This window comes from uncultured Tenacibaculum sp. (assembly GCF_947495995.1).
In the GTDB taxonomy this organism is placed as follows: domain Bacteria; phylum Bacteroidota; class Bacteroidia; order Flavobacteriales; family Flavobacteriaceae; genus Polaribacter.
This window is the reverse complement of record NZ_CANMAX010000001.1, coordinates 152,387-178,668: the sequence shown is the minus strand read 5'-3', so window position 1 is coordinate 178,668 and position 26,282 is coordinate 152,387. Positions and strand designations below refer to the sequence as shown.

Genomic DNA, 26,282 nt, shown 5'->3' with positions numbered 1-26,282 from the left:
TGTATTTTTGCAGTGATGAAATCACAGAAAAAAGACATTAGGGCGCTTACGAAAGAACAACTTAGAGATTTCTTTGTTGAAAATGGAGATAAAGCTTTTAGAGGTAATCAAGTATATGAATGGTTGTGGAGCAAAGCAGCACATACTTTCGATGATATGACGAATATTTCTAAAGCAACACGAGAAATGTTAGATGCAAATTTCGTGATTAATCATATCGAAGTTGATACCATGCAACGTAGTAACGATGGTACCATTAAAAATGCAATTAAACTTCACGATGGCTTAATTGTAGAATCGGTTTTAATTCCAACTGAAAAAAGAACTACAGCTTGTGTCTCGAGTCAAGTTGGTTGTAGTTTAGATTGTAAATTCTGCGCCACTGCACGTTTAAAACGTATGCGTAATTTAAATGCAGATGAAATTTACGATCAGGTAGTGGCCATCGATCAACAAAGTAGATTATACCACAATCATAAATTAACAAATATTGTTTTTATGGGAATGGGAGAGCCGCTTATGAATTACAATAATGTGATTAAAGCGATAGATAAAATCACTTCTCCTGAAGGTTTAGGAATGTCTGCAAAACGTATTACGTTATCTACTTCTGGAGTGCCAAAAATGATTAAGAAAATGGCTGATGATGAAGTGAAATTTAATCTAGCAGTTTCTTTACATTCGGCTATTGATGAAGTTCGAACGTCAATAATGCCATTTAATTCTACGTTTCCATTAAAAGATTTGAGAGAAGCGTTAGAATATTGGTATGAGAAAACCAATAGAAAAATAACATATGAATATGTGGTTTGGCAAGGAATTAATGATAGAAAAGAAGATATTGACGCTTTAGTGAAGTTTTGTAAATACGTACCTGCAAAAGTGAATCTGATTGAATATAACCCAATTGATGATGGTGAATTTCAACAGGCTTCTCAAAATGCATTAAACAATTATATTTCTAACTTAGAAATGCACGATATTGTAGTAAATGTTCGAAGGTCTAGAGGTAAAGATATTGATGCTGCATGTGGACAATTAGCTAACAAATCTTAATGAATCTTTCTAAAACATTATTCGGGCAAACTCTTCAATCTATTGGTTGGTTAATTTTTATCATTTTTCTAGGATTATTTTTAGATAGTAAGTTTTTTGCTGAAAACTATTTCGAACACGGGCAATGGTTGAATAATATATTAGTCATTTTTGTCTACGTTTATTTTTTCATTAAAGGAACATCAAGAGTTAGAGAACAATTAATTTACGCTCTAATTATAGGAATAATAGGGGAATATCTTTTTTCCCTAGTTTTAGGAATGTATGCTTATAGATTACATAATATTCCTCATTATGTACCTTTTGGTCACGCAGTAATTTTTCTAGGTATTTATTTCTTTTCAAGAAAACCGAAAGTAAAATCATATCGAAAACAAATAGAGATATTTATCTCAATTTGTATCGTGATTTATGCTGTGCTATTTTTAATTTTTCGAAAAGATATTTTTGGATTTATACTTACAATTTTAGTTTTTTATTCTTTACGTAAATATCCAAAAGAACGATTGTTTTATTTGAGTATGTATTTTATCGTTGCTGTAGTAGAGATCGTAGGAACATCACTAGACTGTTGGATCTGGCCAAGTATAGCTTATGGGAAATTTGAATTTCTACCAAGTGCAAATCCTCCTTCAGGAATATGTTTTTTCTATTATGGATTAGATAGAGGAACGCTTTCAATTTATAAAAGAAAGAATAAAGAAGTTTGGCAAAGATTCAAGAGAATCAATAAGAGATCCTAAATAATTTGGCATAATTTTTGGTAAAATTTCGTTAATTATTCTTAAAAATTAATTACTATGAAATACCAAAAACTACTACTGCTATTAGCAGTTTTTCAATTTGCTATGCTCTTTTCCCAAATAGGTAATGTTGAGAAAAATTATACAGATTATTTCGATAACGAACGGGAAGTTCCGTATTTACATTTAAACAAAACACGTTTTTTAAAAGGAGAATCAGTATAGTTTAAAGCCTATGTTTTAAATTTAAATACACAAAAATTACACGATAAAACTAGTAATCTGTATTGTGCAATTTATGATGATAAAGGTGAGTTTAAAGAGCAAAAGTTACTATATGTTAAAAACGGAATTGCTAGCGGAAACTTTAAATTAGATTCTACTTTTACTGGTAAGAATTACTACGTAAAAGCTTCAACAAACTACATGAGGAACTTTGAAGAGGATCAATCTTTTCTTCAAAAAATTACTTTGGTTGATAATGCTGAAATCACTTCAGAAAAAGTATCAAGTAAAATGGCCTACGATTTACAAGTGTTACCAGAAGGCGGACATTTATTAGCGAATTCTTTAAACGCTGTGGGAATAATTTTTAAGGATAAAAATGGAGATATACCTAAAACAATTAAAGGAGAAATATTAGATAGTTCAGGAATTTTAATAGAAGAATTTAAATTAAATGAGTTTGGTTTAGCTAAAACTATTGTTGAAGTTGAAAAAGGAAAAGAATATGTTGCTAAAGTTACTTTAGAAGATGGAGAAACTATAACAAGTAAATTACCGTCTAAAGAACTGAAAGGTGTAACGTTAAATGTAGATAACATTAGTACGAACATGACGAAGTTTATGGTGAATACTAATGCAGAAACAATTAATGATCTTACAGGAAAGAAATATTATCTGTTAATTCATAATACAAATTCATACTTAAAAAGAGAGTTTGTTTTTAAACCAAACAAGGTTTCTTACTCATTATATTTAAGTCAAGATATGTTTAAACCTGGTACAAACATCGCGACATTATTCAATGAAGAAGATAAACCAATTGCAGAGCGAGTTTTCTTCAATCACAAAAAATCGTTATTAGGTTCAGTAGATGTTAATATAGATGATGTAAGTACAGATTCAATTACAGTAACGCTTAATAATTCGAAAAACGATTATAATCAATATTATTTAAGTGCTTCAGTTTTACCAAGTAGCACTGCTTCAGAAAATACGACACAAAACATATATTCAAAGTTTTTATTACAGCCTTACATAAATGGAGAAGTAAAGAAAAGTGATTATTTTTTCAAAGATGTGAATCGAAAGAAACTACAAGAGTTAGATTTAGTATTGTTAACGCAAGGTTGGTCAAAATACAAATGGTATAACATATTTAATTTATCTCCAAGGAAACATTATGAGTTTGAAAAAGGAATCACAATAAAAGGATCGTTGAACATGAATAATGTTAACAATGATACAGATATCTATTTGTTATCGAATGCAAACAAACTATTCGTTTCAAAAAAAGTAAAGAATAACCAAGTAGAGTTTAAAAATCTATATATAACAGATACAACTACTGTTAATTTATCATACAATACCAAAAAAGGAAAGTTAAGAAGTCCGAAAGGATACTTTAGAGCGAAATCCATGTTAGATACAAGTCCGCTAAAAGTTTCTGAAAGTAGATTGTTTACCAAAGAAGAGAACGTAGATATTGTAGATACTTTTGTGTTAGAAGAATTTGAAGAATTAAATGAAGTTGAAGTAAAAGGAAGATTAATCTTTAAAAACAAACCATTTAATATCGGCGGAGCAAGATTGTTAAAATATAAGAAAGGACTTAATTTAGAAGGGTTACAAACATTTGAAGGTTTTATAAGAGCACAAGGTTTTAGAATTTCTAGACCAACGAGATTATATCCTGGAACAGGTGATATTGCAAGAGATATGGCTTTCTTTAGATGTCAAGGATCTAATGGTTGTAGAGGTAATTTCAGATCTCCTTTTGCGTTGGATAGAACTAGAGTTTATTTAAACAATGTAGATATAACGAATGATGTTAATCAACTAAATGCTTTAGTAACTACAGGTAGAATTATTGATTTTGATGAGATTTATATCTCAAAAAGAAGAAATGGAGAAATTTATTTATTTCCTGCGATATCTATTGGGAAAGCAGATGATCCTTTCAATAGAGTTAAAATAGAAACAGCTTATGCAGTAAGTAAAGAATATTACCAGCCAAAGTATGTAACTACGAGCCATGAAATTTTTGAGAAATATGGAGCAATGTTCTGGAATCCAAATATAGAATTATCTCCTGCTTCTAGTAAAATTCAGTTTAAAATTCCGAGGTTAAATCAAAACAGTATAAAGATATTTATTGAAGGTATTGGAACTGATGGAAGTTTAATTTATAAAACTAAAACCTACACAAATTTAAACAGTAATTTAGAGTAACTATTTGTGATACATAAAGATAAGAGATGATGTTGCGTTTTTTTCTTATCTTTATGTGTCACTTAATTAAGTTACTATGAAGATTAAAAACCTATGGTGTATACTTACACTACTCACTACAATTACAGTAATTTCTCAAACAAAGTCTTTAGATACCGTCTATGCAAACTATTTTAATAACGAAAGAGAAATTCCTTATTTACATCTTAATAAAACCAGTTATTTAAAAGGGGAAGAAGTTTGGTTTAAAGCTTATGTACTTAATTTAAATACGCAGAAACTTCACAAGAGTACAACCAATTTGTATTGTACTATTTACGACGATAAAGGAGTGTATAAAGACCGTAAGTTACTTTTCATTAAAAACGGAATAGCAAGTGGTAATTTCAAGTTAGATTCAACTTTTACTAATCGTGATTATTATTTAAAGGTTGAGACGAACTATATGAAAAACTTCAAAGAAGATGAATCTTTTCTTCAAAAAATTACAATAGTTAACAATAGAGAGAATACTACTAATGCAATAGTAGAAGAAAATAATTACGATTTACAGGTTTTACCTGAAGGTGGTCATTTGCTATCGAATTCATTAAACGCTGTCGGAATTATTTTAAGAGATAAAAAAGGAGATGCTCCAAAGAATACTGTAGGAGAACTTATAAACCAAAATGGAAATGTTATAGAACGTTTTACATTGAATCGTTTCGGACAAGCAAAAGTGTTGTTCTATGTTGAAAAAGGTGAAGAATACACAGCTAGAGTAACATTGCCAAACGATGAAATCGTTACTAAAGTTTTACCTGGAAAAGCACTGAGAGGTGTAACATTAGCAGTGGAAGATATTAGTGATAATATGATGAAGTTTATAGTAAACACGAATCAAGAAACAATCGAAAGTCTTCAAGGTAAATCATATCATTTATTAATTCACAATACAAACTCTTACTTAAAACGCAAGATAAAGTTTAAAGCAAACTCATTATCATACTCGCTCTTTTTAAGTAAGAAACTATTTAAACCAGGAGCAAATATTGCAACGCTATTTAATGAAGAAAATAAACCATTGGCAGAAAGAGTTTTCTTTAATTTCAAACCGTCTTTAATAGAAGATATAAATGTTGATCTAAAAGATGTTGATGAAGATTCTCTTACAGTGAGTTTTCATAAAAAAGTAGACAGTACACAGTATTATTTTTTAAGTGCTTCTATTTTACCATATAGAACTAAAGCTTATAAGCCAGATCAAACTATTTATTCAAAATTTTTACTTCAACCTTATATAAAGGGACCAGTAAAAAACAGTGATTATTTTTTCAAAAATGTTAATCGAAAAAAATTACAGGAACTAGATTTAGTTTTGTTAACTCAAGGTTGGTCTAAATACAAATGGTTCAATATTTTTAATACACCACCAACAAAGTATTATCAATTCGAAAAAGGGATTAGTTTAAAAGGAACCATAAACATGAAAGATGTTAACGATTCTACTCAGGTTTATTTGGTGTCAAATGCCAATAATTTAGTTATGTCTAGTTTTCTTAAAAATAATAATGTTGAGTTTAAAAATTTGTACATAAAAGAGGCAGATACGATTAACTTTTCATTTCTAGATAGAAAGAATACATTAAAAAGTATTAAGGCATATATTCGAAGTTATCCTGCATTAAAAAAAGATAATATTAAGTTTTCTGATACGTCGAAACGTTACATAAAAAAGAAGAAAGCAGTAAAAAAAGAAGTGGTTTTAGCGGATGCTTTTGTATTAGATGAATTTGAATTTTTAAATGAAGTAGAAGTAAAAGCTAAGTATGTTTTTAAAAATAATCCAGATGTTATAGGAAATGAAACTGGATATAAAATTGATGAAACATATCCGAAATATGGTAGAATTTTAGATTTTATTAGATCTAAAGGTTTTATAGTTAATGAAGATCTTAGAAGTGTGACAATAGTAAACAGAGAAGGTTCTGGACTTGGTTCACCATTCAATATTTACCTGAATTCATTCCAAATTACGGATATTCCAAATGATATGTTGTATTTGAGACAACTTAGAAATATTGATGTTGAAGAAATTTTTATATCCAATTCTTTCGGAGGCGAGATTCATATTTTCACCAAAAAGAATGTTAGAGATACTACAGATCCACCATTTTTAAAATATCCAGTTCCATTAGGTTTTAGTGTAGAAAAAGAGTTTTATCAGCCTAAATATGCGTCAACTCAAAGTAAAATATTTAAAAACTACGGAACATTGTATTGGAATCCGAATATAACATTAGAGCCTAATGTAAACACATTAGATTTCAAAATACCACATCTTAATCAGAAAGATATTAAAATATTTATTGAAGGTATTGGAGCAAACGGTGAGTTAATTCATCAGGTGAAAACATTTACAAATATTAAAGAGTTGATAGAGTAAATGTATAACTGTATAGTTTAATTCTATTGAACTACAGTCTTTTATTTCGTATCTTTATAAGAATCAAATTATATTTCTATGGGGGCAAGAAAATTACTATTCATTTCATTTATTTTGTTTGTGTCTATGCTAACTGCTCAGGTTAAAAATGTAGACAGTCTTTATGTAAAGTATTTCGAAAATCAACGAGAAGTACCTTATGTGCATTTAAACAAAACAAGTTTTTTTAAAGGAGAAGAAGTATGGTTTAAAGCTTATGTTTTAAATCTAAATACTCAAAAATTGCATCAAAACACATCGAATCTTTATTGTACGTTGTACGATGAAAATGGAGTGTATAAAGATCAAAAGTTATTGTATGTAAAAGATGGAGTTGCAAGTGGTAATTTCAAAATCGATTCTACATACACATCAGAAAAATACTATATAAAAGCATCAACAAATTTCATGAGGAATTTTGAAGAAGACGAATCTTTTCTTCAGGAACTAACAATTGTTGATAATAAAAAACAGGAGAAAAAGAAAACAGTACTTAAAGATGAGTACGATTTACAAGTATTACCAGAAGGCGGACATTTATTAGCGAATTCGTATAATACCTTGGGTGTAATTCTAAATAGTAAAAGTGGTAGAGTGCCTTCAGTAACAAAAGCTGAATTAGTATCTGGTGATAAATCATTGTTAGAATTTAAGTTTAATAGATTCGGACAAGCAAAAATTGGTATGCAAATAGAAGTTGGAAAAGAGTATGAGATTAAAACTACTCTAGATAATGGCCAAGAATTGCGTCAGAAATTACCTTCAAAAGAATTGAAAGGAGTAACATTAGCTTTCGAAGATATTAGTAGTAACATGAGTAAGTTTATTATTAATACCAATCCAGAAACGATAGATGATTTAGCTGGAGATAAATATTACATTCTTATTCATAACACAAACTCTTATTTAAAACGCTACATAAAATTTAAACCTAACACATATACGTATTCGTTGTTTATCAATAAGAAGTTATTTAAACCAGGAACAAACATCGTTACTTTATTTTCTAGTGCAAATAAACCTGTTGCAGAGCGCGTTTTCTTCAGCCACAGTAAATCGTTGTTTAGTAAATTAAGTATGGAAGCTACTGAAATTACGAACGATTCATTGACTATCAGTTTTTCTAAAAAAGACACAGATGTAGATGATATATTTCTGAGTGCTTCATTTTTACCTAAAGAGACAAAATCGTACAATCCAGATGAAAATATTTACACGAATTTCTTCATCAAACCATATATAAAAGGAGAATTGAAAGATGTAAAAGATCTTTTTGAAAATCCGAATAGAAAAAAGTTAAGAGAATTAGATGTGTTGTTATTAACACAAGGTTGGTCTAAATACAATTGGAATACGATTTTTTATAATACACCAAAACAACAATTCAAATTTGAAAAAGGAATAACGATAAAAGGTACTATAAACGATGTAAGTGCTATAACAGATTCTACTAAGATTCATCTTTTAACGAATTCAAACGAATTGTTTATCGCACAGAAACTAAATAAAAACAAAGTAGAGTTTAAAAATTTATATGTAAAGGATACAGCTACAGTTAATTTTTCTTTTTCAAATAAAGAGATTCTAAAGAAACCGTATTTATATGTTCAAACATTTCCGGGGCGAAAAATAGGGAATATAGATGTTTCAATAACCGATGATCAAGGGATATATTTTGAAGATGAGGTGCAAGATTTAAAGTCTTTTGTTTATGAAAAGCAAGAGGTGCTAAATGAGGTTGAAGTAAAAGGAAAATTGAAAATAGAAAATACGCCAGTAATGTTTGGTATGGATAAAAGAGCTTATAAAATAGACGAAACATATGCGCCAAACCAGCGAATTTTAGAATTCATAAGATATAATAGGTTTAGAGTTGATGAAAATGAGTTAAATGTAGAAATTAAAGTTTCGAAACCAGGTCTGAAATTAAATCCAGCTAGGGTATATGTGAATGGAATAGAAATTACTTTTAATAGATCTGATATGTTAGCTTTACGTCAAATGAGATTAGATGAAGTGGATGAGGTATTTACTTCTTATGCAGGTAGAGGAGAAATTCATATTTATACAAAACCAAGAGTGGTAGAGCGAAATGTTGATGAGCCATTTTTTACTTACAAAATGCCGTTTGGATTCAGTGTAGAAAAAGAATATTATCAACCAAAGTATTTATCTACAGGAAGTAAGGCTTTTAAAGATTATGGAGTTGTTTATTGGAAACCAAATATAAAAGTAGGAAAAGAATCGTATCAGTTTAAAATTCCAAAACTAGATCAAAACGATATTACACTTTTCTTAGAAGGAATCTCTAAAGACGGAAAACTTATTAGTGTCAAAAAAACATTTACAGATTTAAAGAAAATTAATAACTAAATTATTCAAATTTCTTTAAAACTGCTTTTTGAAAAACACTTATAGGGTAGCCAGAAACTTCAGGAACACCGCTAGCTTCGCCACCGGTTTTTATTTTATTATCAAGCTTAGTAAATAAAATCTCGAAGTCTAATTGGTTTTCAGAAAAATCTAAACGAGTGCTTAGAAAGTTTCCTTGTACTTCAAAAAAACTATGTAATGTAGTTTTATTGAAAGAAGCAGGTAAAATAATACCATTATTTTCATCAATATTATAAAGTCCCTTTTCTTTATCAACTACTTTTAAAAGATAATTTCTAGGGGCTTTATTGTATATAATTACATAATTGTATGTAGAATCTTTTTCTGTTTTTGTTAGATGAAATTCCATCGGAATTTTTTGAACTCCTCTTTGAGATGAAATTTTCAAATCGCCTTTATATTTTCCTAAAAAAAGATCAGGAAAACTAGTTTTTTGCTCTTGTGCATTTAAGGTCAAAAAAGAAAACACAAACAGAAAATAAAATAGATTTTTCATAAATTAAGTTTAAAACCAAAGATAAGCATCTTAATTTATTTCTTTATTTTTGATCCCACAAAGGGGAGGCTTAATGAAACCTGTTGAACAAATAAAAATTCCGATTACAAAAGAGATGGAACTGTTTGAATCTAAATTCAAAGATTCAATGCTTTCTAAGGTTCCGTTATTAAACAGAATCACCTATTACATCGTAAGAAGAAAAGGAAAACAAATGCGTCCAATGTTTGTTTTTCTAGTCGCAAAAATGGTGTCTAATGGAGGTTTTGATGAAAGAACTTACAGAGGAGCTTCTATTGTTGAGCTTATTCATACAGCTACTTTAGTACACGACGATGTTGTAGACGATAGTAATATTAGAAGAGGTTTCTTTTCTATTAATGCGCTTTGGAAAAATAAAATAGCAGTTTTAGTAGGTGATTTTTTACTGTCTAAAGGATTATTACTTTCAATCGATAATGAAGATTTTGATTTGCTAAAGTTAATCTCTATTGCAGTAAGAGAAATGAGTGAAGGAGAGTTACTGCAGATTGAAAAAGCAAGAAAGTTAGATATTACAGAAGATGTATATTTTGAAATTATTCGTCAAAAAACAGCGACTTTAATTGCTGCTTGTTGTGGAATCGGAGCTGCGTCTGTGGGTTGTAGCAATGATGTAGTTCAACAGATGAGAAAATTTGGAGAATACATCGGAATTGCTTTTCAAATTAAGGACGACCTTTTTGATTACAGTGACGAAAAAATAGGAAAACCTACAGGTATAGATATCAAAGAGCAAAAAATGACTTTGCCTTTAATTTATACGCTAAATAATTGTAGTGAAAAAGACCGTAAATGGTTAATCAATTCCGTTAAAAATCATAATAAGAACAAGAAAAGAGTTAAAGAAGTTATTGCTTTTGTAAAAGAAAATGGAGGAATAGATTATACAATCAATAAGATGCATAATTACAAGAATAGAGCATTGAAGATTTTAGAAAGTTATCCAGATTCTGAATACAAACAATCATTGCTTATGATGATTGATTATGTAGTTGAACGTAAAATTTAATTCAACATTCTTAAAATACCATTCGTCTATTTAAAAAAGTAATTCACCTTCATATTGTTACTGAAATGTTAATGTTCTACCAGATTTAGAAGAACTTTTTTATTTTTGTATAGGTTAAGCAACAATGAAATCTTCAATAACGAAAATATCATCAATATTATTAGCGCTTTTAGTGCTTCTTTCAACTTTTTCATTTACAGTGAAAAAGCATTACTGTGGTGAGTTTTTAGTTGGTGTTTCTTATTTTGGCGGAGATCAAGGTTGTGGCGATGAAGCAGGAGAAGAAGATTGTGATGATCCACAAATCATCAAAAAGAAAAATTGTTGTAAAGACGAAATAACACAAGTTGAAGGCCAAGAGGAATTAAAAAACTCTGCTGAGAAATTCGATTTAGAAAAACAGCAGTTTCTAGTAGCTTTCATTACTTCATATAATGACCTGTTTTTAGAAGAAGCCGAACAGGTTAATCTAAACGAATATTATTCACCTCCAAATCTAAATCTAGATTTACAAGTACTTTACGAAGTATATCTCATATGATTTATAATACTTTTTTCAGTGACTTAATGTCAACAAAAAAGAAGTAAAATATAAATTATATACAAATAAACATGAAATTTAAAATGTTCATTTGTGCGCTTATATTCATGAGTTCACAAATAGTAGCACAGCAAACATTCAAAGGTATGATTATGGATAAAGCAAATCCAAAAGATAACCTGGGAGTGTTTGGAGCCAATGTACATTGGTTAAATACAAAAGTAGGAACCACCACAAACGAAAAAGGTTGGTTCGAAATACCTTATAAAAAAGAATATAAAAAACTAGTTGTGAGTTTTGTAGGCTATAAAACAGATACAATAGAAATTAAAACTTTAAAACCGATACATCACTTTTTAACAGAACAAGCAACTTTAGATGAAGTATCAGTATCTGCAAGAAAACAAGCAACATCAAAATCGTTCTTTACTACAGAAAATGTTTTTACAGTAAATAGTGAAGAATTACTAAAAGCAGCTTGCTGTAATTTAGCAGAGAGTTTTGAAACAAATCCGTCTATCGATGTTAATTTTTCTGATGCTTTAACAGGAACTCGACAAATTCAAATGTTAGGTTTAAATAGTCCTTATCTACTAATAGCGCAGGAGAATATTCCAATGGTAAGAGGAGCTTCTCAAGTATACGGACTTACATTTACTCCTGGAACTTGGGTAGAAAGTATTCAGATTACAAAAGGAGCAGGAAGTGTTATTAACGGTTTTGAAAGTATTTCAGGTCAGATAAATGCAGAACTTGTAAAGCCATATTCAGATGATAAGTTTTTTGTTAACGGTTATGGAAATCGAAATGGAAGACTAGAATTAAATACTCATTTCAATCAGAAATTAAGTGAGAAATGGCAAACGGGTTTATATGTTCATGGAAATCTTAGAAGTCAGAAATTTGATAAAAATAACGATGGTTTTATTGATGTTCCTTTAGCAGAACAAATCAATGTAATGAATCGTTGGCAATTTACAGATAGCGAAAAAGGATGGGTGAGTTTCTTGAATTTTAGATATTTAAATGACAGAAAACAAACTGGACAAACAGGTTTTGATCCAGATGTAAATAAAGGTTCTAATACTATTTGGGGAAGTGAAATCAAAACAAAAAGATTTGACTTTTCAGGAAAATTAGGATATGTTTTTCCAGAATTACCTTTCCAAAGCATGGGACTTCAGCTAGCGTATAGTAATCACGATCAAGATTCTTATTTCGGATTAAGAGACTATAATATTAAACATCAAAGTGTATATTCCAACTTTATTTTCAACTCTATAATTGGAGATACAAGAAATAAATTTAAAACAGGTATTAGTTTTACTTATGATGATTATGAAGAGTTGGTTGAAACCACAGATTTTTCAAGAGATGAAAATTCATTAGGAGTTTTCTTTGAGTATGCTTACGACAATAGTGAGGATTTTAGTTTAACAGCAGGAGTACGTTTAGATACTCATAATTTGTTAGGAACATTTTTAACTCCAAGATTACATTTAAGGTATGTGCCATGGAATAGAGGTGTTTTAAGAGCTTCTATTGGAAGTGGAAAACGTAGCGCTAATATTTTTGCTGAAAATCAGCAATTATTTGCTTCTTCTCGACAAATAAATATTATTAATGGAGGAGGAAATATCTACGGATTAGATCCTGAAAAAGCATGGAATTATGGAGTGTCTTTCTTACAAGGATTTAGATTATTTGAAAGAAAAGGAGACATTACATTCGATTTTTATCAAACAAATTTTGAGAATCAAGTAGTTGTAGATTGGGAAAATCCACAACAAATCTCTTTCTATAATTTAGATGGAAAAAGTATAGCTAATAGTTTTCAAGTAGAGGTAAATTATTCGCCTTTAAAGAAATTCAATTTTAGAACTGCTTATAAATATTTTGATGTGTCTACAGATTATATTTCAGGAAACTTATCAAAACCAATTCAACCACAGCATCGCTTTTTTATGAATGTTTCTTATGAAACGGCTAAAAGTAACCGAGGAGGATTATGGAGGTTCGATACAACATATAATTTTATAGGAAAACAACGATTACCTAACACTTCTACAAATCCAGTAAACTTACAATTACCAGAATATTCTAACGGTTATAGTTTGTTAAATGCACAGATTACAAAAGTATTCTCTGATAAGTTTGAAGTTTATGTTGGTGGAGAAAATATAACGAATCTAAAACAAGTAAACCCGATTTTAGGAAGTGATGATCCTTTTGGAGCGAATTTTGACAGTACTATTGTCTATGCACCAATATTTGGAAGCACTTTTTATACAGGATTTCGATTTAAAATAAATTAATAAATACATAATTATAATTATGAAAAAAATTATCACAATCATTTGTCTAGTATTTGTAGCATTTGCTGGTCAAGCACAAAAAAAGAAAAGAAATGCAAAATTATCTTTAAAAGTAGATGGTGTTTGTATGGAATGTAAAGTTCGTATTGAAAAAGCTGCATTAAACACTAAAGGAGTAAAGTATGCAAACTGGGATTTAAATACGCATCAATTAATGGTGATTATAGATGAAAGAAAAACAGATAAAAAAACGGTTTGTCAGAAAGTTGCAGGTGTAGGACATGATACGAAAGACTTTAAAGCACCTAAAGAAGCTTACGATAAATTAGATGCTTGTTGTAAGTATCGAGACGAAGAAGTTGTCAAAAACCATAAAAAAGGTTAACAATATAAAAACTCAGGATTTTTCCTGAGTTTTTTTTTATTGATGATAATCAGTTATTTATTAAATTTAAGCTAATGCTTTTTTCAAGCTATTTTCGTAACTTAATTGGCTATGAATAAAAGATATGTAATTGGTATTTGTATCACTGTATTAGTACTAGGAATCAATCAAATTTTTATACAGTATTGGTTAAAACAGAAAAAAACAGATGCAAATACAATTAACGTTGCAGGGAAACAACGAATGCTTAGTCAAAGAATCACTAATGAGTTTTGTGCTATTGATAGAGGAGCCAAATCTGACGAATTTTTAATTGAACTGTTAGATCAATGGAAAAACGCACATCAACTTTTAATATCTCGTTCAACTAAAAGTACTGTTGTTAGTGGAGATATTAAGGTTACAAGCGAGTTGAAAAAGCTAGATAAGTATATTAGGTTTATCGAAGAAGAGACAAAACTTCTAGGGGAATCAAAACTTAACCTTGAAACAATTACACAGAATCAAAATAGTTTTCTTTCAGAAATGGATGCTATTGTTAAGATTCTTGAGAAAAATTCAGATAAAAAATTACGTTTTATAGTTCAGATTGAATATTTACTCTTCTTTTTAGCACTATTAATTTTAATTCTTGAGGTATACTTTATCTATCGTCCCATTGAAAAAGAAATGAAAGCTTCTAGTTTAATTCTCGAAGAAAAGAATGAGAAACTAAATCATGCGTTCGAAAAAATAAAGGTTAAGAATAAAGAACTAAATGAAATCACTTATATCGCTTCTCACGATTTACAGGAGCCTTTAAGAACAGTATCAAGTATGGTTGATATGCTTAGTACTCGATATAAAGAAAGTTTCGATGAGCAAGGAAAAATGATGTTAGGTTTTATAGAGTCTGCTACAAGTAGGATGAGAAACCTTGTGAAAGATTTATTGGAATATTCTGTACTTGGTCAAAATAGAGAATTATCTGAAGTAGATTGTAATGAAATTTTAAATGATGTAAAGCAAGATCTTGATCATACAATTTCTCAAAATAATACCATTATTACTTGGGGAAATTTGCCAGTATTAACTGCTTATAAATCTGAATTAAGATTACTTTTTCAAAATTTAATCTCAAATGCCATAAAGTTTCAGCATCCAGGGAATCAACCTAAAATTGAAATAACATCAGAAAGTTCAGGTGAATATTGGAAGTTTAAAGTCAGTGATAACGGTATAGGAATAAAAGAGAAGTATAAAGAAAAAATATTTTCAATCTTTAAAAGAATACATAGTAAAGAAGAGTATGAAGGAACCGGAATAGGATTATCACATTGTAAAAAGATAGTTGATATGCATGACGGAAAACTATGGGTTGAATCTGAAGAGGGTGAGGGGAGTGACTTTTACTTCACCATAAGAAAGGAAATCGTTAAGTTTAATTTATAATAAATAGCAATAAAATGAGTGCAAAAATCAATACAGTTTTACTTGTTGACGATGATAAGGCTACAAATTTTATACATGAATTAATTATTAAAGACAATAATTATTGCGATAAAATAGTAACCAAATACGATGGTGAACAAGCGATAGAGTTTTTAGAATCTGCCGGAGAAAATGAAATACCAGATATTGTTTTCTTAGATATTAATATGCCAAAAGTAGATGGTTGGGAATTCTTAGAGAAGTACAAAGAGCTACCAAAAGATAAAAGAGCACAAATTATAGTTGTGATGCTAACAACTTCTTTAAATGCAAATGATAAAGAAAGAGCACTTTCAAATGAATTAATATCTGAGTTTAGAAACAAACCTCTAACAAAGGAGATGTTAAAAGATATAGAAGAGAAATATTTTAAAAAAGAGGGAGTTGTATTGAATTAATTATTTTTTGAATAACCGTTTCCAAAAACTTTTTTTAGGTTCTTTTTCTTCGATTTTATGATTGCTAACTTCATAGTTTGTATTAGAAGTAATCGTTCCAGGTGTTAAATCTTTTTCTTCTTCAATTTTAGAAAGTTGTTCCATAGCCGCATCTCTATACAATAAAGCTCCTTGTGGATCGCAATTAAAAAGATTAGAATAAGAAACAGAACTATTAAGGTCCATTGGATTAGGTTCAATTATTTCTGTAGCTTCCAAAAGTCCGAGTCCTTTATCTAATGCATAATACATCGCTTTAAAAAAGATACCAATACGTTCGTGAGAAAATAATGTGTTAATCTCTTCTTGTAGTTTTAAATCATTGTCATAATTTTCTAGTAACAATTCAATGTTTTCAGGAGGAATAAATTTTCCAGAACAATAATTCTCTATAATTTGATTATGAACTGCATCAGTAAGCTTTTCTTGAGGAAGAATTTCTTGCCAGCTTTTTGTGTATTTAGATAATATATTTCCTTCAAGAAATGATAAAGCGCTACCACGAACATAAAAATACTTTTCAAAGAAGCCTTGTGTGGCAGCAATATAATAACCATGAGTTTTGTCAAAAACATCATCTTGAGTTGTTACTAAGGCAATATCAATAAGCTCTTCATATTTTTTAGCGTAGAAGTCTTTTATATTGTATTTAGCAGATAATTCAGTAATTAATGTTTTATCATCAAGAACATTGAAGTAACGTTCAATAATTTGCTCTTCAGAAATTGGATGATAACTTATATCCCAGCCCATGTTAATTTTTTACGTTGTAAACTTTTATAGAATAACAATTTTTTTTACAGTATAAATATAAAAAAAAGCAACCTCATTTGAGATTGCTTTTTAATATTTCATGATCGAATTGTCGATTACATCATTCCAGGCATTCCACCACCCATTGGAGGCATTCCACCACCAGCAGGTCCTTCTTCTTTAATATCTACTAAAGCACATTCAGTAGTTAAGATCATGCCAGAAACAGAAGCAGCATTTTCTAGAGCAACACGAGTTACTTTCTTAGGATCGATAATACCAGCTTCTAACATATCTACATATTGTTCAGTTTTAGCATCATATCCGAAGTTACTTTCACCTTCTAATACTTTGTTGATTACTACAGAACCTTCACCACCAGCATTTTCAACAATAGTACGTAAAGGAGCTTCAATTGCACGGTTTACGATTTGAATTCCTGTAGTTTCGTCTAAGTTATCAGTAGTTATAGTTTCTAATACTTTTTTAGCACGTACTAAAGCAACACCACCACCAGCAACGATTCCTTCTTCAACAGCAGCACGAGTTGCATGTAAAGCATCATCTACACGATCTTTCTTTTCTTTCATTTCTACTTCAGAAGCAGCACCAACGTATAATACAGCAACACCACCAGCTAATTTAGCTAAACGCTCCTGTAACTTCTCACGATCGTAATCAGAAGTAGTAGTTTCGATTTGCGCTTTAATTTGGTTAACACGAGCTTTAATTTGCTCTTCGTCACCAGCACCGTTTACAACAGTTGTATTGTCTTTATCGATAGTTACTGTTTCAGCAGTTCCTAATAAATCTAAAGTTGCGTTTTCTAAAGAGAAACCTCTTTCTTCAGAAATTACAGTACCACCAGTTAAGATTGCGATGTCTTCTAACATTGCTTTTCTTCTATCACCAAATCCTGGAGCTTTAACAGCAGCGATTTTTAATCCTCCTCTTAATTTGTTTACTACTAAAGTAGCTAACGCTTGTCCGTCTACATCTTCAGCAATAATTAATAACGGACGACCAGATTGAGCAACTGGCTCTAAAATTGGTAAAATTTCTTGTAAATTAGAAATCTTCTTATCGAATAATAAGATGTAAGGATTTTCTAACTCAGCGATCATTTTATCAGCATTTGTTACGAAATAAGGAGATAAATATCCTCTATCAAACTGCATTCCTTCTACGACATCTACGTAAGTATCAGTTCCTTTAGCTTCTTCAACAGTAATAACACCTTCTTTACCAACTTTACCGAAAGCAGTAGCGATTAAATCACCGATTACTTTATCGTTATTAGCTGAAATTGAAGCAACTTGTTGAATTTTTTCTGAAGAATCACCAACTTCTTTAGCTTGTTTAGCTAAATCTTCAGTTAATGCAGTTACAGCTTTATCGATACCTCTTTTTAAATCCATTGGATTAGCACCAGCAGCAACATTCTTTAATCCTTCTTTTACGATAGCTTGAGCTAAAACAGTAGCAGTAGTAGTACCGTCTCCAGCTAAATCGTTAGTTTTAGAAGCAACTTCTTTTACCATTTGCGCTCCCATATTTTCAAGAGCGTCTTCTAATTCTACTTCTTTTGCTACAGAAACTCCATCTTTAGTTACGTGAGGAGCTCCAAAAGATTTAGAAATAATTACGTTACGACCTTTTGGTCCTAAAGTTACTTTTACAGCATTTGCTAATGCATCTACACCACGTTTTAATCCGTCGCGAGCTTCAATATCAAATTTTATGTCTTTTGCCATTTTGTTTTTGTTTAATTAGGTTAGTTGATTGTTAGATGATCGCTAAAATATCCGACTCTCTCATCATTAAGTAATCTTTTCCCTCGAATTTAAGTTCAGTTCCAGAGAATTTACCATATAAAACTGTGTCTCCAACTTTTACAGTTAAAGGCTCATCTTTTTTACCATTTCCTACTGCTACAACAGTTCCTTTTTGAGGCTTTTCTTTTGCATTATCAGGTATGATAATTCCTGAAGCGGTAGTAGTTTCAGCTGCAGCTGGTTCTACAAGAACTCTATCTGCTAAAGGTTTGATGTTTAATCCCATTTTATTTTAAAAATTTTGATTAATCTTAATTTTATTCACTTTTCAATTAGTCAGAAATTATGCCATTGAGATAAAACTGACATTTTTTCTGAGGCTAATAGTTTTAATAAAAAACCAAATAAAAAAATGCCAACGTGTCATCGTTGGCATTTTAAAATATATGTTTTTTGATCTTATTGAACAGAATCTTTTGTTGCTGGTGCTGTAGTTTCAGCCGGAGCTGTAGTTTCAATACCATCTAGAGATTCTTTAAGGTCAGGTGTATTTGCGCTGTTTGCTCTAGGAATTGCAAAGTTCGATAATAAGATTAAAGCGAACATTGCGATAGCTAAAGTCCAAGTAGTACGGTCTAAGAAATTGTTAGTGTTTTGCACACCACCAATGTTCACTCCACCGCCTCCACCGAAAGACGAAGATAATCCTCCTCCTTTAGGGTTTTGTACCATTACGATTAGAATTAATGCTACTGCAACGATTAAGATTAATATTAAAAGTAAATTATACGTTGTCATTATTTTATATTTTGTAGAATTCTTATTTTTTTAATCTGGTCTGCAAAGAAACCACTTTTTTCTGGATATTTCAAACTTAATATTTCATAAGCCTTTATCGCGTTGTCATATTTCTTTTGTTCTAGATAAATTTTAGCTAAAGTTTCTGTCATTAATGTAGGTTCTTGATTTACTACATTTTGTTTATTAGGAACAGAAGCATTTTTATTTACCTTAGATATTTTAGGATTATTGGCTATAAAGCGATCTATAATATCATCTTGTAAATTCTTTTCTTTCTTTTTAGGAAGTTCAGTATTTACTTTAGGAACTTCAGAAGATAATTGCAACCATTGATTAAATGAAAAAGCTTCATTTTTTGTAAAAGAAAGTGGTGTTCCAATGTTTAACTCTTCTTCTAGTTGCTCTTTTTCAGGTTTTTCAATGGCAGATGTTTTCGTGTCTTTTTGTTCAAGAATAACATCTTTTTTCTCTGTTTCTTTAAATAAATCAGAAGTAATGAAGTTAAATAATATTGCACGATCTACTGTATGAGCGGCTGTAACCTTTAACTCATTATTATATCGAAAGTTTTTCTGATCTTTTAAAGATTTTAGATATAAACTTCTTGCGGATTGAAAATAAGGGTATTTATCTACAATGTTTTTTAAATTGTTGTAGTCTAAATCCTTAATTTCTGAAGGGTTTTCAAGTATTTTTATGTAGTTTTCTTTTACCATTTAGCAACAGAAGCATTAAAAATATCTTGATGTATTCTTGTTAAAATTTCATCTAGTGCACCTTCTAAAACTGAGCCTGATAATTGTTGACTAGCTCCGTAATCTGAATAAAAAGAAAATTGTTTTTCAAAATCGTCTTCCTCTTTTTTCTTGTTGGTGTAGCGAACATTAACAACTATTGTTAATCTGTTTTGCGCAGCAGTTTGACTTCCTTGACTAGAAGTTGCACTCATAGGAGTAATTCTGTAATCTATAATTTCTCCTTCAAAACGTAAATCTCCACCGGCTCTTACTAGGGTTAGATTTGTTTGACGGGTAAATAAATCTTGTAAATCTTGAGTGAAACGCTGACTTAAACTCGGTTCTACTAAAGGTGCTTGATTTGGAAAAAAATCAATTTGAATAGTTTCTGCATCACCAATGTCACCTTTTCCTGTAAAAGAATAAGCTCCGCAACCAACTAATAGAATAATACTTAAGCTGTAAAATAATGTAATAATACTTTTTTTCATTGTTTATTTGGCTTCACTAATGTTTTAAAGATCGTATTGTTTTATTTTTCTGTAAAGAGTACGTTCAGAAATACCTAATTCCTTAGCAGCAAGTTTTCGTTTTCCTTTGTTACGTTCTAAAGATTTTTTAATCATTTCAACCTCTTTTTCTTGTAAAGATAGGTTTTCATGCTCTTCTATAGTCTCAATAAAATCATAATTGTTTTGAGAAGTAGTTTCAGGTATTTCTACCACTTCTACTTGATGAGTCGAAGGTTGTTCGTTATAAATACGTTGTATGAGGTTTCTGTTTTCTTCTTGAACTTCAGAGTTATTTCCATTTTGCATTAAATCTAAAGTAAGTTTCTTTAGGTCATTAATGTCGTTACGCATGTCAAACAAAATCTTATACATAATATCTCTCTCTGTTGAGAAATCATTACTTGAAGAATTATTTTCAACTAATGCTGGTAAATTACCAGAAATGTTAGGCAAATACTGAGCGATAATATCAGAAGTAATAACTCTGTTTTCCTCCATAATAGATATTTGCTCAGCAATATTTTTCAGTTGTCTGATGTTTCCTGGGAAATGATAATTTAATAATAAATTACTCGCGTTTTCATCTAAACGAATCACAGGAATTCTATTCTTTTGAGCGAAATCAGAAGCAAATTTTCTGAATAATAATTGAATATCCATTCCTCTATCACGAAGAGGAGGAAGTCCAATCTCAATAGTACTCAAACGATAATATAAATCTTCTCTAAACTTTCCTTTTTTTATTGCCTGATGCATATTTACATTAGTTGCAGCAACAATACGAACGTTGGTTTTTTGCACTTGAGAAGAACCAACTTTAATAAACTCTCCGTTTTCTAAAACACGAAGCAAACGAACTTGAGTAGTTAATGGTAATTCTCCAACTTCATCTAAGAAAATTGTTCCACCATCTGCAACTTCAAAATATCCTTTTCTTGTTTGAGTGGCTCCTGTAAAAGCTCCTTTTTCATGACCAAAAAGTTCACTGTCAATAGTTCCTTCCGGAATAGCTCCACAGTTCACGGCAATGTATTTTGCGTGTTTTCTGTGAGATAACTGATGTATAATTTTAGGAATACTTTCTTTTCCAACTCCACTTTCACCAATTACTAAAGCAGAAATATCTGTAGGAGCAACCCGAACCGCTTTTTCAATGGCTCTATTGAGTTGTATATCGTTACCGATAATTCCAAATCGTTGTTTTACTGCTTGTAAATTTTCCATTCTCAAATTTATTTTTTCAACTACTAGGCTTTTAAATTGATGTCTTTTATTAGCTTATTAAAATCAGTTATTTGTTCTTTTAAATCATCTTTTCTAACAATCATAGCATTACTTTTTTTTATGTAAATTAAAAACCATTCTCTTTTTTCTTCAACCTTAAAAATATTCTTCCAATAATGTTTTACTGAAAAGGTTTCTCCCTTTTCTTCAAAATATTCTTGATTAAAAATAAAATGGATGTTTTCTTTTAATCTTGGGTTTTCGCTTATTAGTTTTTTAGACTTTTTATAAAGTGAAAAGAAAAAAGCCAAAATACCAATTACTAAACCTAAACTTTTAAGGGTAGCTATATTTAGAGAATCACTATCGTTTTTAATTATAAAAAAATAAATTAAAAAGAATAAAATAGCCCATGCTTTCCAAGTTTTAAATACGAGGTAGACATTCACTTTAAATACATCCTTTACTAAGAATGTTGGTTTTATTTTAATTTCTTTAAGCACTTAATTTAATTGTTTTCAGAATACCCAACAGCAGTTCCTTTTAATGTAGTAGAGGTACAGTCTTCTATTTTTACATTAACAAAATCACCTATTTTGTAGTTTTCTTTAGGGAATACAACAACTGTGTTTTGAGTATTTCTACCTTTCCACTCATTCTCGCTCTTTTTAGAAGTTCCTTCAATTAAAACTTCTTGAACTTTTCCAACATGTTCTTTTGCTCTAAATAAACTATGCTCTTGTTGTAAATTGATAATTTCTTGTAATCTTCTTTTCTTTACCGCTAAAGGAATATCATCTTCCATTTTCTTAGCTGCAAGCGTTCCAGGTCTTTCAGAATAAGCAAACATAAATCCGAAGCTATATTTTACTTTCTCCATTAAGTCTAAAGTATCTTTATGATCTTCTTCGGTTTCTCCGCAGAAACCAGCAATCATATCTTGACTTAAATTCATTTCTGGAATAATCTTATAAATATTTTCAACTAGTTCTAAATATTCTTCTCTAGTGTGTAAACGATTCATAGCTTTTAACATGCTGTTACTTCCACTTTGAATAGGTAAGTGAATGTATTTACATATATTTTGATGTTTTGCCATAACATGAATCACATCTAGAGTCATATCCTGAGGATTCGATGTAGAAAAACGAAAACGCATTTTAGGAAACTCAGTAGCACACATATCTAAAAGTTGTGCGAAATTTACCGCAGTAGCTTGAGCCATTTCAGATGCTTTGTGGAAATCTTTTTTAAGTCCACCACCATACCATAAGTAAGAATCTACATTCTGACCTAATAAAGTGATTTCTTTAAAGTTTTTATCGTGCATTGAACGAATTTCCTCTATAATACTTTGTGGGTCTCTACTTCGTTCTCTACCTCTTGTAAAAGGAACTACACAGAATGTACACATATTATCACATCCTCTTGTAATAGATACAAATGCAGAAACTCCGTTAGAGTTTAAACGTACAGGAGAAACATCAGCGTAAGTTTCTTCTTTAGATAAAATCACATTTACCGCATCTCTACCGGCTTCAACTTCTTCAACTAAGTTTGGTAAATCTCTATATGCATCTGGTCCAACAACTAAGTCAACTATTTTTTCTTCTTCTAAAAACTTAGCTTTTAAACGTTCTGCCATGCATCCTAAAACTCCAACCTTCATTTTAGGGTTGCGTTTTTTAGCGTGATTATATTTTTGAAGTCTGTTTCGAACAGTTTGCTCTGCTTTTTCTCTAATAGAGCAAGTGTTTACTAAAACTAAATCGGCTTCTTCTATATTTCCTGTAGTATTAAAACCTTCTTCAGCAAGAATAGCAGCAACAATTTCACTATCATTCATGTTCATTTGACAGCCATAGCTTTCAATAAAAAGCTTTTTGCTGTTTCCGTCCTTTTGTTCTGTTAATAAAGGCTTTCCTTGTATTTTTTCGTCTATAACTTTTTCAACCTGATCCATAATCTAAATCTCTTCTAAGTAGAGCGCAAAGATACAACCAATTTTATGATTAAGTGACAAATTGTCATTAAATAATAATGCTATTGTAGTTTTAAATTAGCGTTAATTCTTGCAAAACGATACTTAATAAAAAAAAACTGTATACTTTTGCAACTTAAATACACCATATATATAATGGTGTAAAAAAATCGATAAGAAAAGATACATGGCAAAGAATTTAGTAATTGTGGAGTCTCCTGCTAAGGCGAAAACTATAGAGAAGTTTCTTGGAAAAGATTTTCAAGTAGAATCTAGTTACGGTCATATTGCGGATTTACCTTCTAAAGAATTAGGAGTAAATGTAGATGGAGATTTTAAACCAAAGTATATTGTCTCTTCAGATAAAAAGACGGTAGTTAAAAAACTAAAAGATTTAGCTAAGAAAGCAGAAGTGGTTTGGTTAGCATCCGATGAAGATCGCGAAGGAGAAGCAATTGCATGGCATTTAGCAGAACAATTAAAGTTGAATAAAGATAATACAAAACGTATTGTATTTAACTCAATTACTAAGAATGCGATTTTAAAAGCTATAGAAAACCCAAGAACCATAAATTACGATTTAGTTGACGCTCAACAAGCAAGGAGAGTGTTAGATAGAATAGTAGGTTATGAATTATCTCCAGTATTATGGAGAAAAGTAAAAGCAGGTTTATCTGCAGGTAGAGTTCAATCTGTAGCTGTACGTTTAATAGTAGAACGCGAAAGAGATATTGAGAGTTTTGAGCCAGTTGCTTCATACAGAGTAGATGCAGAATTTACTAATGAAGATGGAAAAAAGTTTAAGGCAAAATTGCCAAAGAATTTTTCAACTAAAGAAGAAGCTGAAGCATTTTTAAATTCATGTATTGCTGCAAGTTTTTCTGTATCGAATTTACAAACTAAACCAGCAAAGAAATCACCAGCAGCTCCATTTACAACATCTACATTGCAACAGGAGGCTTCTAGGAAATTAGGATTTCCGGTAGCAAAAACAATGTTGATGGCGCAACGTTTATATGAAGCCGGTTTGATTACTTATATGAGAACTGATAGTGTGAATTTATCTTCTGAAGCAGTTAACGCAGCAGCGGCAGAAATAGAATCATCTTACGGTGCTGAATACAGTAAGCCTAGAAGTTTTTCTACAAAATCTAAAGGAGCACAAGAAGCTCACGAGGCAATTCGTCCAACAAATATGGCAACGCATACTGTTTCTGTTGATTACGATCAGGATAGGTTGTATAGTTTAATTTGGAAAAGAACTATTGCTTCTCAGATGAGCGATGCGCAGTTAGAAAGAACGAATGTAAAGATTTCTAATAATAAGAATGATAAAGAATTCTCAGCTAACGGAGAGGTAATAACTTTTGAAGGTTTCTTAAAAGTATACTTAGAAGGAACAGATAATGAGGAAGAAGAGCAAGCAGGAATGTTACCTAAAATGAAAGTTGGTGAAGAATTAAATAATGAATATATCTCAACAACGCAGCGATACACGCGTCCGCCAGCTAGATATACTGAAGCATCTTTAGTAAAACATCTTGAAGAGTTAGGTATTGGTAGACCATCTACTTATGCGCCAACAATATCTACAGTGCAGCGTAGAGGATATGTGGAAAAAGGAACTGCGGAAGGAGTTGAAAGACAATATATACAGTTGGTATTAAAATCTGATGAAGTAAAAGAACAAACATTAACTGAGAAGGTAGGAGCAGATAAAGGAAAAATGATGCCTACAGATATAGGTAACATTGTAAATGATTTCTTAGTTGAGAACTTCTCAAGTATTTTAGATTACGGATTTACAGCTAAAGTAGAAAGTGATTTTGATAATATCGCTGGAGGTAAAGAAGATTGGACTTCGGTAATTAAAGATTTCTATAAAGATTTTCATCCAACAGTTAAAGATGTAGCAGAAAATGCAGAAAGAGCAAGTGGTCAAAGATTATTAGGTATAGATCCAGATTCTGGTAAAAACGTATATGTAAGATTAGGACGTTTTGGAGCAATGGTACAAATAGGTGAAGCTACAGATGAAGAAAAACCTAAGTTTGCAAGTTTGCAAGGTGATCAAACGATGAGCTCTATTACTTATGAAGAAGCAATGGATTTATTCAAGTTGCCAAAAACGCTTGGTGATTATGAAGAGAAAGAAGTTGTAGTAGCTAATGGAAGGTTTGGTCCATATATTAAGTTTGATGGTAAGTATGTTTCTTTAGATAAAGATGAGAATCCAATGTCAGTAGATATGGATAGAGCAATCGAACTAATAGAAGCAAAACGAAAAGCTGATGCACCAATTGGTGAATACGAAGGTTTTCCTATTCAAAAAGGTGTTGGTAGATTTGGACCATTTATCAAATGGAATTCAATTTTTATCAATGTAAATAAAAAGTATGATTTCGATAATTTAACGCAATCAGACTTGGAGGAATTAATTGAAGATAAGAAGAAGAAAGAAAGAGAGAAATTAATTCATAATTGGGAAGATGTAGGTATTCGAGTGGAGAAAGCTAGATGGGGAAGGTTCAATGTTATCAAGGGTAAAACCAAGATAGAGTTGCCTAAAACAACCGAAATAGAAAAATTCACAAAAGAAGATGCAGTTAAGCTAGTTGATTCTAAAAAAACAACTAAAAAAACTACAAGAAAGACATCTAAAAAGAAATAAAGTTATATATTGCTCAGCATTC

General features: G+C 30.5%; 23 protein-coding genes. 13 read left to right on the top strand and 10 right to left on the bottom strand.

Annotated elements, in window-relative coordinates; translation table 11 throughout:
• The first annotated feature begins 15 nt into the window (after positions 1-15).
• The 6 genes from rlmN (at position 16) to Q1A15_RS00755 (ending at position 9,090) form a co-directional block, all read left to right on the top strand.
• Positions 16-1,056 carry a 23S rRNA (adenine(2503)-C(2))-methyltransferase RlmN gene (rlmN, locus tag Q1A15_RS00780; RefSeq protein ID WP_299617379.1) on the top strand — a complete coding sequence of 347 codons (1,041 nt, stop codon included), beginning with the start codon at positions 16-18 and terminating at the stop codon, positions 1,054-1,056.
• Positions 1,056-1,799, top strand: a complete 744-nt coding sequence (locus Q1A15_RS00775; protein WP_299617376.1) for a hypothetical protein — start codon at positions 1,056-1,058, stop codon at positions 1,797-1,799. Before rlmN ends, Q1A15_RS00775 begins: the two co-directional genes overlap by 1 nt.
• Before the next feature lie 57 nt (positions 1,800-1,856).
• The gene (locus tag Q1A15_RS00770; protein ID WP_299617374.1) at positions 1,857-2,024 is read left to right on the top strand and encodes a hypothetical protein; all 168 of its coding nucleotides are present in this window, start codon (positions 1,857-1,859) and stop codon (positions 2,022-2,024) included.
• Between the two features lie 201 nt (positions 2,025-2,225).
• Entirely contained in the window at positions 2,226-4,253 is a 2,028-nt protein-coding gene (locus tag Q1A15_RS00765; protein WP_299617372.1) for a hypothetical protein, read from the top strand.
• Positions 4,254-4,329: 76 nt separating this feature from the next.
• Positions 4,330-6,678 carry a hypothetical protein gene (locus Q1A15_RS00760; protein WP_299617370.1) on the top strand — a complete coding sequence of 783 codons (2,349 nt, stop codon included), beginning with the start codon at positions 4,330-4,332 and terminating at the stop codon, positions 6,676-6,678.
• Positions 6,679-6,756: 78 nt separating this feature from the next.
• Positions 6,757-9,090, top strand: a complete 2,334-nt coding sequence (locus Q1A15_RS00755; RefSeq protein ID WP_299617368.1) for a hypothetical protein — start codon at positions 6,757-6,759, stop codon at positions 9,088-9,090.
• Between the two features lies 1 nt (position 9,091).
• On the opposite strand, the gene Q1A15_RS00750 is transcribed toward Q1A15_RS00755, so the two are convergent.
• Entirely contained in the window at positions 9,092-9,607 is a 516-nt protein-coding gene (locus Q1A15_RS00750) for a hypothetical protein (RefSeq protein WP_299617366.1), read from the bottom strand.
• 73 nt (positions 9,608-9,680) lie between these two features.
• Here Q1A15_RS00750 and Q1A15_RS00745 point away from each other — a divergent pair, with 73 nt between their 5' ends.
• The 6 genes from Q1A15_RS00745 to Q1A15_RS00720 all read left to right on the top strand — a co-directional run bounded on the left by Q1A15_RS00745 (position 9,681) and on the right by Q1A15_RS00720 (position 15,767).
• Positions 9,681-10,658 (top strand): polyprenyl synthetase family protein, encoded by a 978-nt coding sequence (locus Q1A15_RS00745; RefSeq protein ID WP_299617364.1) that lies wholly within the window; start codon positions 9,681-9,683, stop codon positions 10,656-10,658.
• A 124-nt stretch (positions 10,659-10,782) separates the two neighbouring features.
• Positions 10,783-11,199, top strand: a complete 417-nt coding sequence (locus tag Q1A15_RS00740; protein WP_299617362.1) for a hypothetical protein — start codon at positions 10,783-10,785, stop codon at positions 11,197-11,199.
• Positions 11,200-11,306: 107 nt separating this feature from the next.
• Positions 11,307-13,514 (top strand): TonB-dependent receptor, encoded by a 2,208-nt coding sequence (locus Q1A15_RS00735; protein ID WP_299617360.1) that lies wholly within the window; start codon positions 11,307-11,309, stop codon positions 13,512-13,514.
• A 19-nt stretch (positions 13,515-13,533) separates the two neighbouring features.
• On the top strand, positions 13,534-13,899 hold the full coding sequence (locus Q1A15_RS00730; RefSeq protein ID WP_299617358.1) for a cation transporter: 366 nt from the start codon (positions 13,534-13,536) through the stop codon (positions 13,897-13,899).
• Positions 13,900-14,010: 111 nt separating this feature from the next.
• Positions 14,011-15,330 carry an ATP-binding protein gene (locus Q1A15_RS00725; RefSeq protein ID WP_299617356.1) on the top strand — a complete coding sequence of 440 codons (1,320 nt, stop codon included), beginning with the start codon at positions 14,011-14,013 and terminating at the stop codon, positions 15,328-15,330.
• A gap of 14 nt (positions 15,331-15,344) precedes the next feature.
• On the top strand, positions 15,345-15,767 hold the full coding sequence (locus Q1A15_RS00720) for a response regulator (RefSeq protein ID WP_299617354.1): 423 nt from the start codon (positions 15,345-15,347) through the stop codon (positions 15,765-15,767).
• Here Q1A15_RS00720 and Q1A15_RS00715 read toward each other — a convergent pair whose 3' ends face one another.
• The 9 genes from Q1A15_RS00715 to miaB all read right to left on the bottom strand — a co-directional run bounded on the left by Q1A15_RS00715 (position 15,768) and on the right by miaB (position 23,571).
• On the bottom strand, positions 15,768-16,559 hold the full coding sequence (locus Q1A15_RS00715) for a hypothetical protein (protein WP_299617352.1): 792 nt from the start codon (positions 16,557-16,559) through the stop codon (positions 15,768-15,770). It abuts the gene before it with no gap.
• 116 nt (positions 16,560-16,675) lie between these two features.
• Entirely contained in the window at positions 16,676-18,313 is a 1,638-nt protein-coding gene (groL, locus tag Q1A15_RS00710) for a chaperonin GroEL (protein WP_299617350.1), read from the bottom strand.
• Between the two features lie 31 nt (positions 18,314-18,344).
• The gene (locus Q1A15_RS00705) at positions 18,345-18,620 is read right to left on the bottom strand and encodes a co-chaperone GroES (RefSeq protein ID WP_095074248.1); all 276 of its coding nucleotides are present in this window, start codon (positions 18,618-18,620) and stop codon (positions 18,345-18,347) included.
• 173 nt (positions 18,621-18,793) lie between these two features.
• Positions 18,794-19,132, bottom strand: a complete 339-nt coding sequence (secG, locus tag Q1A15_RS00700; RefSeq protein WP_299617347.1) for a preprotein translocase subunit SecG — start codon at positions 19,130-19,132, stop codon at positions 18,794-18,796.
• A complete protein-coding gene (locus Q1A15_RS00695) occupies positions 19,132-19,851 on the bottom strand; it encodes a hypothetical protein (protein ID WP_299617345.1) in 720 nt (239 codons plus the stop codon). The genes secG and Q1A15_RS00695 overlap by 1 nt, the downstream gene beginning before the upstream one ends.
• Positions 19,845-20,363 (bottom strand): LptE family protein, encoded by a 519-nt coding sequence (locus Q1A15_RS00690; RefSeq protein WP_299617343.1) that lies wholly within the window; start codon positions 20,361-20,363, stop codon positions 19,845-19,847. Before Q1A15_RS00690 ends, Q1A15_RS00695 begins: the two co-directional genes overlap by 7 nt.
• A gap of 24 nt (positions 20,364-20,387) precedes the next feature.
• On the bottom strand, positions 20,388-21,608 hold the full coding sequence (locus tag Q1A15_RS00685; RefSeq protein WP_299617341.1) for a sigma-54 dependent transcriptional regulator: 1,221 nt from the start codon (positions 21,606-21,608) through the stop codon (positions 20,388-20,390).
• 23 nt (positions 21,609-21,631) lie between these two features.
• Positions 21,632-22,111 (bottom strand): YcxB family protein, encoded by a 480-nt coding sequence (locus tag Q1A15_RS00680; RefSeq protein WP_299617339.1) that lies wholly within the window; start codon positions 22,109-22,111, stop codon positions 21,632-21,634.
• A gap of 5 nt (positions 22,112-22,116) precedes the next feature.
• Positions 22,117-23,571 carry a tRNA (N6-isopentenyl adenosine(37)-C2)-methylthiotransferase MiaB gene (miaB, locus tag Q1A15_RS00675; RefSeq protein WP_299617337.1) on the bottom strand — a complete coding sequence of 485 codons (1,455 nt, stop codon included), beginning with the start codon at positions 23,569-23,571 and terminating at the stop codon, positions 22,117-22,119.
• A gap of 205 nt (positions 23,572-23,776) precedes the next feature.
• On the opposite strand from miaB, the gene topA reads away from it, so the two are divergent.
• On the top strand, positions 23,777-26,260 hold the full coding sequence (gene topA, locus Q1A15_RS00670) for a type I DNA topoisomerase (protein ID WP_299617335.1): 2,484 nt from the start codon (positions 23,777-23,779) through the stop codon (positions 26,258-26,260).
• Positions 26,261-26,282 lie beyond the last annotated feature (22 nt).

Excerpts from the sequence above, each read along its gene's own strand:
- rlmN (WP_299617379.1), top strand. The coding sequence starts at position 16 with ATGAAATCACAGAAAAAAGACATTAGGGCGCTTACGAAAGAACAACTT.
- Q1A15_RS00775 (WP_299617376.1), top strand. The coding sequence starts at position 1,056 with ATGAATCTTTCTAAAACATTATTCGGGCAAACTCTTCAATCTATTGGT.
- Q1A15_RS00770 (WP_299617374.1), top strand. The coding sequence starts at position 1,857 with ATGAAATACCAAAAACTACTACTGCTATTAGCAGTTTTTCAATTTGCT.
- Q1A15_RS00765 (WP_299617372.1), top strand. The coding sequence starts at position 2,226 with ATGAGGAACTTTGAAGAGGATCAATCTTTTCTTCAAAAAATTACTTTG.
- Q1A15_RS00760 (WP_299617370.1), top strand. The coding sequence starts at position 4,330 with ATGAAGATTAAAAACCTATGGTGTATACTTACACTACTCACTACAATT.
- Q1A15_RS00755 (WP_299617368.1), top strand. The coding sequence starts at position 6,757 with ATGGGGGCAAGAAAATTACTATTCATTTCATTTATTTTGTTTGTGTCT.
- Q1A15_RS00750 (WP_299617366.1), bottom strand. The coding sequence starts at position 9,607 with ATGAAAAATCTATTTTATTTTCTGTTTGTGTTTTCTTTTTTGACCTTA.
- Q1A15_RS00745 (WP_299617364.1), top strand. The coding sequence starts at position 9,681 with ATGAAACCTGTTGAACAAATAAAAATTCCGATTACAAAAGAGATGGAA.
- Q1A15_RS00740 (WP_299617362.1), top strand. The coding sequence starts at position 10,783 with ATGAAATCTTCAATAACGAAAATATCATCAATATTATTAGCGCTTTTA.
- Q1A15_RS00735 (WP_299617360.1), top strand. The coding sequence starts at position 11,307 with ATGAGTTCACAAATAGTAGCACAGCAAACATTCAAAGGTATGATTATG.
- Q1A15_RS00730 (WP_299617358.1), top strand. The coding sequence starts at position 13,534 with ATGAAAAAAATTATCACAATCATTTGTCTAGTATTTGTAGCATTTGCT.
- Q1A15_RS00725 (WP_299617356.1), top strand. The coding sequence starts at position 14,011 with ATGAATAAAAGATATGTAATTGGTATTTGTATCACTGTATTAGTACTA.
- Q1A15_RS00720 (WP_299617354.1), top strand. The coding sequence starts at position 15,345 with ATGAGTGCAAAAATCAATACAGTTTTACTTGTTGACGATGATAAGGCT.
- Q1A15_RS00715 (WP_299617352.1), bottom strand. The coding sequence starts at position 16,559 with ATGGGCTGGGATATAAGTTATCATCCAATTTCTGAAGAGCAAATTATT.
- groL (WP_299617350.1), bottom strand. The coding sequence starts at position 18,313 with ATGGCAAAAGACATAAAATTTGATATTGAAGCTCGCGACGGATTAAAA.
- Q1A15_RS00705 (WP_095074248.1), bottom strand. The coding sequence starts at position 18,620 with ATGGGATTAAACATCAAACCTTTAGCAGATAGAGTTCTTGTAGAACCA.
- secG (WP_299617347.1), bottom strand. The coding sequence starts at position 19,132 with ATGACAACGTATAATTTACTTTTAATATTAATCTTAATCGTTGCAGTA.
- Q1A15_RS00695 (WP_299617345.1), bottom strand. The coding sequence starts at position 19,851 with ATGGTAAAAGAAAACTACATAAAAATACTTGAAAACCCTTCAGAAATT.
- Q1A15_RS00690 (WP_299617343.1), bottom strand. The coding sequence starts at position 20,363 with ATGAAAAAAAGTATTATTACATTATTTTACAGCTTAAGTATTATTCTA.
- Q1A15_RS00685 (WP_299617341.1), bottom strand. The coding sequence starts at position 21,608 with ATGGAAAATTTACAAGCAGTAAAACAACGATTTGGAATTATCGGTAAC.
- miaB (WP_299617337.1), bottom strand. The coding sequence starts at position 23,571 with ATGGATCAGGTTGAAAAAGTTATAGACGAAAAAATACAAGGAAAGCCT.
- topA (WP_299617335.1), top strand. The coding sequence starts at position 23,777 with ATGGCAAAGAATTTAGTAATTGTGGAGTCTCCTGCTAAGGCGAAAACT.